Consider the following 10,382-nt stretch of genomic DNA (forward strand, 5'->3'; position numbering starts at 1 on the left):
ACACTGAATGGAAGAGCCGGTTCATACGGGATACGGACGGCGAGGAGGCTTTTCGCAAGGTTCGCCTCTGCATCGTGCAGCGTGAGGAAACACTGGATACGATTGCGGAGAAATATCAGCTCAGCGCCCGTGAGCTGGTTTTGTACAACCGGCTGTCCGGCCAGACAGTGGAGGAAGGACAGGTGCTTTACATTCCATAATGAATTGCAGACAGAAAATAATTGCGTCCCGGCTGACTTGCGGCCGGGATTTAGGTTTGGGCATACCGATAACACGTCTCCAGAAGGGAGGTCACTGAAAAAGTCTCTTCAAAAAATACGCGAAAAAAAACGAGCCTCTAGAATCGTTTCTAAGGCTCGTTTTGCGTTCCGGGAATCATATTTGACCCCCTCAAAATGTTGAATTTCTAAAAATCAAGTAGTTTTTCAGTGCCCTCCCAGAAGGGAGGCGTTTTTTTATCTACGGCACGTGTACATGCATAACAGGGGGAGTCATCATCTTCGGGGTAGGCATCCCCGAGCATGCCTCCCAGGCTGAGGAACTGAAGAGCCTGCGGGCTTCTTTCCGCCGAAGTCATACCTTCTTTATCGTCGTCGGCGCGCTGGTCCTTCTGCCGCTGTTTATGCTAAACCGTTATTTTTCACTGGTCTTTATGTACTGGTGGGTCTGGATGGGCATCGTGCTGTGGGCAGGATACCGCTTGTTCTTGAAGTATCACCGGGAGGCGGCCCGGATCAAGCGTGCGCATGATTGGAGCACCGGAGAACGGCGCGTCGTCCGGGCCGATACTACGCTTATTCTAAGCATTTCAGACTGGAAGGCTGGGGAAATACCCGGGCGTACATTTTCAAGCATTCGCCTCCTTATATTGTCATCAGGCTGGCCGATGATATATTGTGTTTAACGATAAGAAGCTTCGGATACCCGGCAGACGTTCGAGGAACTGAAACGCAAAGTTCCGCATGCACAATAAATCAAAAGGCGGGGCATGCTAAACCCGGCATTGACCTTCTCTCGGGGATGAGAGACGTGAACAGCCAGCTCCGGTTAGCGGATTATGTCGATACTGCTTTCTTAATCTGGGCCTTCCGGTTGACTAGGCAGGACTCAAAATGTATTATGTAAGGTATTAAGCTATATTTCTTCAAAGACTAGGAACGGGAAGAGTAGGCGGTCAGCCCTTCAGAGAGCGGAATGCAGCAGCTGTGAGCTTCCGTAGGACGCGAGGCCAGCCGAAGTCGCCCTGGAGTCGCCCGCTTGAGCTTCAGGTGGCTGTAACGGCCATGAAGGTTAGAGCGCGCCGGCCGCAGGCCGTTATTTCTGCGCAGAGTGTCGCGTTTTGTGAGCGGGTGTTTGTAATGTGCCGGCTCCGCCGCCTATCCGGCGAATAACGCGAAACAAAGGTGGTACCGCGAAAGAATGACCTTTCGTCCTTTGAGGGCGAAGGGTTTTTTTGTTATTTATTAGTTGGAAATAAGCGTAATAACCGAATCCTACGGAGGTAGAAAGCTATGGCAGAACAAGATCAATTGACACAGGCGCAGGAGCTGGAATTGGAAGCTAATGGGGGCAGCTCCGCCGGCGGCGCTAAGACCGATATGCCGACCACTTATGACCCTAAAGCCGCGGAACAGAAATGGTATCCTTACTGGATGGCAGGCGGTTTTTTCCGTGCCGGACAGCGCCTGGACGCGAAGCCGTACACCATCGTCATTCCGCCGCCGAACGTAACGGGGATGCTGCATATCGGGCATGCGCTGGATTTTACGCTGCAGGATATTCTCATTCGCACGAAGCGGATGCAGGGCTATGATACGCTGTGGCTGCCGGGAACGGACCATGCGGGGATTGCTACTCAGACCAAGGTGGAGCAGAAGCTGCGCGCGCAGAACATCTCCCGCTACGATCTCGGCCGCGAGAAGTTCCTGGAGCAGGTATGGGCATGGAAAGACCAGTATGCGGCAACGATTCATGAGCAGTGGGCAAAAATGGGGCTGTCGCTCGATTACAGCCGAGAACGGTTCACGCTGGACGAAGGGCTGTCCAAAGCGGTTCGCGAGGTATTTGTCAAGCTGTACGAAAAGGGCCTGATCTATCGCGGCAAGCGCATCATCAACTGGGACCCTGCGGCCCGCACGGCCCTGTCCGACATTGAGGTAGAGTACAAGGAAGTTAACGGCCACTTGTATCATCTGCGTTATCCGTTGAAGGACGGCAGCGGCTTCATTACCGTAGCGACCACGCGTCCGGAGACGATGCTTGGGGACACGGCCGTAGCGGTTCATCCGGAGGACGAGCGGTATAAGGACATGATCGGGAAGACGCTGATTCTGCCGATTGTGGGCCGCGAGATTCCGGTTATTGCCGACGAGTACGTGGATAAAGAGTTTGGCAGCGGCGCGGTTAAGATTACGCCGGCCCATGACCCGAACGACTTCGAGGTCGGCCAGCGCCACAACCTGCCGCAGATCGTCGTTATGGACGAGAGCGGCACCATGAACAGCGAAGCGGGGCCTTATCAGGGGCAGGACCGCAGCGAATGCCGCAAGAACATTACCGCCGACCTGAAAGAGCAGGGCGTGCTCATTTCCATTGAGGACCATGTTCATCAGGTAGGACACAGCGAGCGCTCCGGAGCCGTGGTTGAGCCTTATCTGTCGACGCAATGGTTCGTCGCGATGAAGCCGCTTGCCGAAGCAGCGATCAAGGCGCAAAAAGACGGTACCGGCGTTAACTTCGTGCCTGAACGGTTCGAAAAGATTTATCTGCACTGGATCGAAAATGTGCGCGACTGGTGCATTTCCCGCCAATTGTGGTGGGGTCACCGCATTCCGGCCTGGTATTCCGAATCCACCGGCGAGATGGTAGTCGCCCGCGATGAAGAAGAAGCGCGCCGGATCAGCGGCCTGAGCGATCTGAAGCAGGACGAGGATGTGCTCGATACGTGGTTCAGCTCCGGCTTGTGGCCGTTCTCGACCCTTGGCTGGCCGGATGACAGCGAGGATATGAAACGCTATTATCCGACCGATGTGCTTGTAACGGGCTACGACATTATCTATTTCTGGGTGGCGCGGATGATCTTCACGGCGCTGGAATTCACCGGCGAGAAGCCATTCTCGGATGTGCTGATACACGGCCTTGTCCGCGACGCCGAAGGACGCAAAATGTCCAAATCGCTCGGCAACGGCGTAGATCCGCTCGAAGTTATCGAGAAGTACGGCGCCGACGCCATGCGCTATATGATTTCGACAGGCAGCACGCCGGGACAGGACCTGCGTTTCCGCTGGGAGAAGGTCGAGCAGGCGCGTAATTTTGCGAACAAGATCTGGAACGCCTCGCGCTTCGCGCTGATGAACCTGGAGGGCGTGACCTTTGAAGATATCGACATTTCCGGCAAGCTCGGCACCGCCGACCGCTGGATTTTACATCGCCTGAACGAAACTTCCCGCGATATTTCGCGTCTTATTAATGCCTATGATTTTGGCGAGACCGGACGTCTCTTGTACAATTTCATTTGGGATGATCTCTGCGACTGGTATATCGAGTTCGCGAAGCTGTCGCTGTATGGCTCGGACGAGGCTGCCAAGCGCAGCACGCAATCCGTACTGGCTTATGTGCTTGACCGCACGATGCGCCTGATTCACCCGTTCATGCCGTATATATCGGAGGAGATCTGGCAGCATCTGCCTCATCAAGGCGAGACGATTACGCTGGCTGCATGGCCGGAATACGACGTCGTGCTTGAGAATCCGGATGCGGTGGCGGAAATGAACCTCTTGATGGACATGATCCGCGCCGTTCGGAATATCCGTGCTGAAGTGAATGTCCCAATGAGCAAAAAAGTCGAGCTGATCGTCAAGGCGGGCAGTCAGGAGACGCTGGCCATCATTGATCGGAACAACGCCTACATCAGCCGTTTTGCCAATACCTCCTCTTTCGAGGCGGGCCTGAATCCGGAGGCTCCGGAGAAGGTGATGTCGGCCGTGGTTACGGGCGCCGAATTGCTGCTTCCGTTGTCTGGCTTGATTGATATTGAGCAGGAAATCGCCCGTCTTGAAAAAGAGGTGCAGATCCTGAACAGCGAAGTGGAACGCGTGGATAAAAAGCTCGGCAACGCCGGTTTCGTGAATAAGGCGCCGGCTAAAGTCATCGAAGAGGAACGGGCCAAGCAGGCCGACTACTCGGCCAAACGCGAGAAGGTGCTGGCCCGTATCGCGGAGCTGAGAGGATAACAGATATGGAAGAGATCAATGGGGCCGGCGCAGCCGCCCCTTTACACACATATAACGAAGCCGTTGAGTGGATCAACAGCCTCATTCCGTTCGGCATCCGTCCGGGACTTGAGCGGATCGAGCGGATGATGGAGCTGCTCGGGCATCCCCACCGCCGGCCGAAATTTATTCATGTAGCGGGAACGAACGGCAAGGGCTCGACCTGCGCCTTTCTAACGTCGGTGCTAAGACAAAACGGATATTCCGTCGGAACATTTACTTCGCCTTATATCACGAAATTCACGAACCGCTTTCAGTATAACGGCGAGGACATTCCCGAAGAAACGCTGACGGCGCTTGCGAACCGCCTGCATCCGCTGGTGGAGGAAATCGCAGCAACGCCGCTCGGTTCCCCCACAATGTTCGAAGTGGCGACAGCGCTTGCCATTCTGTATTACGCGGAAGTCTGCTATCCCGATGTCGTCGTATGGGAGACAGGCCTCGGGGGAAGGATGGATGTAACGAATATCGTCACTCCGATTGTCTCGGTCATTACGAATGTAGGCTATGACCACACCGATGTTCTAGGCGACACACTGGAGAAGATAGCTTTCGAGAAAGCGGGTATTATCAAGCCCGGCGTTCCTGTCATCAGCTGCGTCTCCCAGCCGGAAGCCGTCTCCGTTCTTAAAGATAAGGCCTCGTCCTGCAGGGCGACGCTCTATCTGGCCGGAGAGCAATTTGCGTATGAGAGCAAAGGAATCCGGGAAGGCGTGCAGACCTTTACTTTTAAAGGTCCTTTCCGTTCACTGGATATCGCTATTGCGATGAAAGGAGAGCATCAGCTCGCCAATGCGGCCGGCGCCATGATGGCTCTGGAAGTGCTGCGCCAATATATGGCGTTCATTCTTAGCGACGAGGATGTGCTCGCCGGATTTCGCCGTACATTCTGGGCCGGTAGGCTGGAGGAAATCCCGGGAAACCCGCGGATTGTTCTTGACGGTGCACATAACCCCGAGGGAGCGGCAAGTCTGGCGGCGAGCCTTCCGAAGTTCTATCAATACCGGAAATTAAATTTACTGATGGGTATGCTGTCGAACAAGCATCATGAATCCTACTTCAAGCATATACTTCCTATAGTGGATACGCTTATCCTAACCGAACCGGATTTCCGGAAGAAAATGGACGCGGAACACCTTCGGCTCATTGCAGAGAGTCTGCGGAAGAATTATGCCAGGGAGCACCTGCAAATCATTGTAGAGCATGATTGGGGCAAAGCGCTGCAGCTTCTGAAGTCGATTACGGGCGGCAACGATTTGGCGGTTGTGTCCGGTACGCTGTATTTGATCGCAGATGTGCGGAGCGCACTTTTGAGGCAACCCGATTCTGAAAAAGGCTGGTGACAAACTGTGGATACTACGGAACGAGTTCATTTTATAGGAATCGGCGGTTACGGGATGAGCGCGATTGCCCGTGTCATGTTGGAGATGGGGTATACGGTAACAGGCTCTGATGTGGCCGCTCAGGAACTGACAGAAAAATTAATTACCAAAGGCGCGAAAGTATATATCGGCCATACGGCGGAGCAGGTGAAGGGTGCCGATCTGGTTGTCTACTCCACGGCTTTGCCGAAGGATAATGTCGAGCGGGTGGAAGCGGAGCGGCTGAATATTCCGATTCTGCACCGGTCGCAGATGCTGGCCCGGCTGCTTAACCAGCGCAAGGGCGTCGCCGTCGCCGGAGCGCACGGAAAGACAACGACCTCTTCAATGATCGCCCTCGTTATGGAAGAATGCGGGGTTGACCCTACTTATATTATCGGCGGGGAAATTATGAATGTCGGTACGAACGCCAAGGCGGGACAAGGGGAGTTTGTTGTAGCTGAAGCGGACGAGAGCGACGGCTCCTTCCTTCAGTATCATCCGTGGCTTGCAATCGTTACGAACATCGAAGCCGATCATCTAGAGAATTACGGCGGCGATTTCGAACGTCTAAAGAGCGCCTACATGCAGTTCATGAATCAGCTGCGCGAGGACGGTACGGCCATTGTATGCGCAGATGATGAGACGGTTGTCTCACTGCTGCCCCGGGTCAAGGCTGATGTGACGACCTACGGTATCCGCTCGGAGACTGCGGACTATACCGCGACGGACATTGCGCTGGGCGACCGGCAGGTGTCGTTTACAATGGAGCATCGGGGAGAGGTTCTGGGAAGAATCGAGCTGTCGGTTCCCGGCCAGCATAACCTCTACAACGCAATGGCTACGGTTATAGCTTGTCTTAAAGCGGGCATACCGTTCGCGGCCATAGCATCGGCTATTGTGAAATTTCACGGAGCCAAACGGCGTTTTCAGGTGCTCGGGGAAGCTGACGACATTCTGATTATCGATGATTATGCCCACCATCCGACGGAGATTCAGGCAACGATCAGCGCGGCCAAAACAACCGGTAAACGGATTATCGCGGTCTTCCAGCCGCAGCGGTATACACGGACCTTCTTCCTGCTTGATGCGTTCAGCTGCGCCTTCGGCGAAGCCGACGAGGTGATCATCACCGACATTTACTCTCCAGCTGGAGAGAAACAAATCGAAGGCGTAACTTCCGCCAAACTGGTGGAACTGATCACACAGAACAGCAACTCTGGTGCACGCTATCTACCCGCCAAGGAAGATGTTCTTGAAGATCTTCAGGACCGGCTTAAGCCCGGCGATCTTGTCATCACCATGGGAGCGGGGGATATTTACAAGGTCGGCTATGCGCTTGCGGATAACCTCCGGAAGCGCGGAGCCTCGAAATAAAATCGAGTTATGATGCTTACCATGCCGCCTCATTTGAAACGGTTATGCCATGGAAATGCAGAGCAATAGACGCATTCTCTTCACGATTTCTGGAAGGGATGCGTCTTTTTTCACAAAATAATCGGTTATCTCCCATAATTCGACAGAACTCAATCATTAGGGTGTGCTACTATCTTTACTAGTACTATTTTTGAAATAATTGTATCTATCCTGTGCTAAGCCATCAGTAACCGGAGTGGACGATACGATCTTGGGCATATATTGGTGGTGAACGTGTGGATTTTCAGTTAGACATAAAAACGTTGTTAGTAATGCTTATACTTGGAAATGTGTTTATGGCGCTGCTTATTGCCGCATATCGTTACCGTGCTCCCCGCGATACAGCAAGCTCTTTGTTTATTGTTTCAAAGTGGCTGCAGTCCGCCTGCTGGCTGCTGGTGATGATACGATTCAGCCTTCCCGGGCAGCAGATTGTTCTGGTGAGCAATGCGCTGATGCTTGTAGGCGGTGGGCTTGAGATTGTCGCCCTGCTGCTGATGGCGGGAGCATTTGACGCGAAGGCGAAACGTTACTATGCGGTCGTCACGGCACTGTGTGTATTGAGCTATGGGCTCATTTATTTTTTCGATCATTCGGACAACCTCCGCATTGCTTCAGCTTCCCTGGGAGTAGTGCTGTTCATTGCTTTCCCGGCTTACCGCTTTGTTGCGAACAAGGGCGACTCACTGCTTCAGACGGTGATGGGATTAGTTTACGCTGCGGTTTCATTCGTCATGCTGGCCCGTGCTTTCACCGCGCTTTTCGCGGGACGCGACATGAATATCTTTCTGACGGGGCTTATCCGGCAGCTCTACTCTATCGGCATTTTTTTGGTAATGATTCTGGGGATGGCTGGTTTTGTTCTGCTCTCAAGGGAACGGTCGTATGAAGTGCTCCGCAGGAAGGCGAATATTGATGAGCTAACCGGAATTCTGAACCGCAGGGCATTTATTGATCGGGCTCAGATTGCTGCCGCCGCAGCAGCCGAGCGGAGAGAGCCGATATCCTTTCTCTTGCTGGACATTGATCATTTCAAGCAGGTTAATGATAATTACGGGCATGTCACCGGTGACTGGGCTCTGCAGAATTTCGCCTCCACCTTGGAGTTTTACTTAGGTCCGGAGGACTTGTTCGGCAGGTATGGCGGCGAAGAATTCACCGTTCTGCTTCCGGGTGCGGGCGAGGAGGAGAGCGACCGGAAAGCGGAGCAGTTCAGATTAGCGATTATGAGCTCGCGGATTGAAGGCCATCCGCTTAAATATACGGTCAGCATCGGAGTTATTACTGTCATTCCGGACAAGAGCACGCAGCTGGATCAATTGTACAAGCTCAGCGACGCGGCGCTCTACCAAGCGAAGCAGGACGGAAGAAACCGGGTAGTGCGAAGCCGCTGGCCGGAAAGCGGGGCCGGGCTGCCCTGATTGTAATCCATAGATTCTCCGTTTGTCTTTCGGGCAGGAGCGGGAGCTTTTTTGAAATATAAGCGATTTTGTAAGCTGAACGCTTACCCATTTGTCTTATATTTCTACGAGAAACGGTATCGTCCCTAAAAGGACGATGAAGCCGTTTCTTTTTGCGTCCGCTATTAAAGTTGGCTAATTTTGTTAAACTTATTTGAAATATCTTTGAGATTTTTCTGAAAACATGCCCATTGTCCTGGCTTTTTCTGGAAATAGTGTTATAGTGAATTATGGCAAAATCACTAATCGTTTGCCGTGCTATCTATAAGTTCTGACTACATATTACAAAGGAGATGCACGAAAATGGGTAGAGTTGACGGGAAAGTAGCACTGGTGACAGGCGGAGGACAAGGTATCGGACGCGCTACTGCGCTTCGGCTCAGTCAAGACGGGTTTGCTGTTGCAGTTGTAGATTTGAATGAGGACAACGCGAAGAAAGTTGCAGGGGAAATTGAATCGGCTGGCGGGCGCTCCTTGGCGTTGAAAGCCGATGTCTCGAATCGGGATCAGGTATTCGCCGCAGTCGATGAAACGGCCGCGAAGCTGGGAGGCTTCGACGTTATTGTCAATAATGCAGGTATTGCCCCTGTAAAAATGCTTGAAGAAGTGACGGTTGAGGATTTGGACAAAGTATTCCATATCAATGTAGCCAGCGTCATCTGGGGAATCCAAGCTGCGACTGCCAAGCTGAAGGAGCTGGGGCACGGCGGTAAAATCGTAAATGCCTCCTCTCAAGCCGGTCATGTCGGCAATGCCAGCCTCAGCGTATACTCCGCTTCGAAATTCGCGGTTCGTTCGCTGACGCAGACCGCCGCTCAGGAACTGGCCAAATACGGTATCACCGTAAATGCTTATTGCCCCGGTATCGTCCAAACTCCGATGTGGGGTTCCATCGATAAACAAATTACAAGCTCCAAGGGAGAATCCGAAGGCGAAGCAACCAAGGAGTTCGGCAGCAAAATCACGCTTGGACGCCTGTCGACTCCGGAAGATGTTGCCGCCTTTGTTTCTTTCTTGGCGGGTCCTGATTCCGACTATATGACCGGTCAATCGCCGCTGATTGATGGCGGTATGGTCTTCCTGTAAGAGAGTCATGATACCAATCGAATGATATTAATTCTTTAGTATAGAGAGGCTGTCCCGGAAAATTCCATTTACGGGACAGCTTTTCTTTTGGATGGTTCTTTCAAACCTATGCATACTTTCCTACCGTCTATCATATCTTGTCTTATAGACTTGATAAGGTGAGGTGGACGGATTGAGTAACGGAAGAATGACGTTCCGGTTCGATGCCGGAAAGGACAAGCCGAAGGAGCTTCAGCCGGAACCCGGACCCGAAGAGACGAAGCAGGAGCAGCGCGCGGAAATATACAGCCTGGACGAGGCTCGGCGAACGGCCGGTGGAGGCCGGCAGCAGGGCAGCGCCGTTGGCCCTATTCCTACTCATACATGGGGCAGAACGCAGGACCGGAAATATCGGCTAGATGAGCTGGAACAGGCTTACAATAATCAAAAGAAAATTTCCGGTTCCGGCGCTAATCCGGATCGAAGGATTGACGAAGTCAATCGGGATGAACAGGGAAGCAGCGGTCCTGGCGATCGATGGAACATTGCCGCTATCCGGGACAGAGAGGATATCGCGGGCGATTCGTACGGGCCGGATGCCGATCCGCTCCCGGAATGGACACCCGGACTATTGACCGGGAAAGAACGGGAGACGGACACGGAGCTATTGCGGGATGCGTTTCTCCGTTCCCGGCCAAGCGAAGATTTGCGGGCAGAGCAGACGGAAGCCGAAGAGAGCTATGCCGGCTTTGATTACGGCTCTCCGGCCTACACCACAGGCGGCGGCCCGGCTTCCAGCGACCCCCGCC

General features: G+C 53.3%; 8 protein-coding genes. All 8 read left to right on the forward strand.

Annotated elements, in window-relative coordinates:
• Positions 1 to 200 (forward strand): LysM peptidoglycan-binding domain-containing protein (locus L691_RS28505; RefSeq protein WP_036736456.1); only part of this gene is annotated, 200 nt, incomplete at its 5' end.
• A gap of 470 nt (positions 201 to 670) precedes the next feature.
• Entirely contained in the window at positions 671 to 904 is a 234-nt protein-coding gene (locus L691_RS0109980; RefSeq protein WP_025690330.1) for a hypothetical protein, read from the forward strand.
• Positions 905 to 1,598: 694 nt separating this feature from the next.
• Positions 1,599 to 4,232, forward strand: coding sequence for a valine--tRNA ligase (locus tag L691_RS0109985; protein WP_036736460.1), 2,634 nt, complete (start codon positions 1,599 to 1,601; stop codon positions 4,230 to 4,232).
• 5 nt (positions 4,233 to 4,237) lie between these two features.
• Positions 4,238 to 5,614, forward strand: coding sequence for a bifunctional folylpolyglutamate synthase/dihydrofolate synthase (locus tag L691_RS0109990; RefSeq protein ID WP_025690333.1), 1,377 nt, complete (start codon positions 4,238 to 4,240; stop codon positions 5,612 to 5,614).
• A gap of 6 nt (positions 5,615 to 5,620) precedes the next feature.
• Positions 5,621 to 7,009, forward strand: a complete 1,389-nt coding sequence (murC, locus tag L691_RS0109995) for a UDP-N-acetylmuramate--L-alanine ligase (RefSeq protein WP_025690334.1) — start codon at positions 5,621 to 5,623, stop codon at positions 7,007 to 7,009.
• A gap of 335 nt (positions 7,010 to 7,344) precedes the next feature.
• The gene (locus L691_RS0110000; protein ID WP_051459343.1) at positions 7,345 to 8,469 is read left to right on the forward strand and encodes a GGDEF domain-containing protein; all 1,125 of its coding nucleotides are present in this window, start codon (positions 7,345 to 7,347) and stop codon (positions 8,467 to 8,469) included.
• A 342-nt stretch (positions 8,470 to 8,811) separates the two neighbouring features.
• Positions 8,812 to 9,594 (forward strand): (S)-acetoin forming diacetyl reductase, encoded by a 783-nt coding sequence (locus L691_RS0110005; RefSeq protein WP_025690337.1) that lies wholly within the window; start codon positions 8,812 to 8,814, stop codon positions 9,592 to 9,594.
• Positions 9,595 to 9,766: 172 nt separating this feature from the next.
• On the forward strand, positions 9,767 to 10,382 hold a 616-nt coding region (locus tag L691_RS28510; RefSeq protein ID WP_036736459.1), incomplete at its 3' end, for a hypothetical protein.

The organism is Paenibacillus zanthoxyli JH29, assembly GCF_000520715.1.
In the GTDB taxonomy this organism is placed as follows: domain Bacteria; phylum Bacillota; class Bacilli; order Paenibacillales; family Paenibacillaceae; genus Paenibacillus_AQ; species Paenibacillus_AQ zanthoxyli.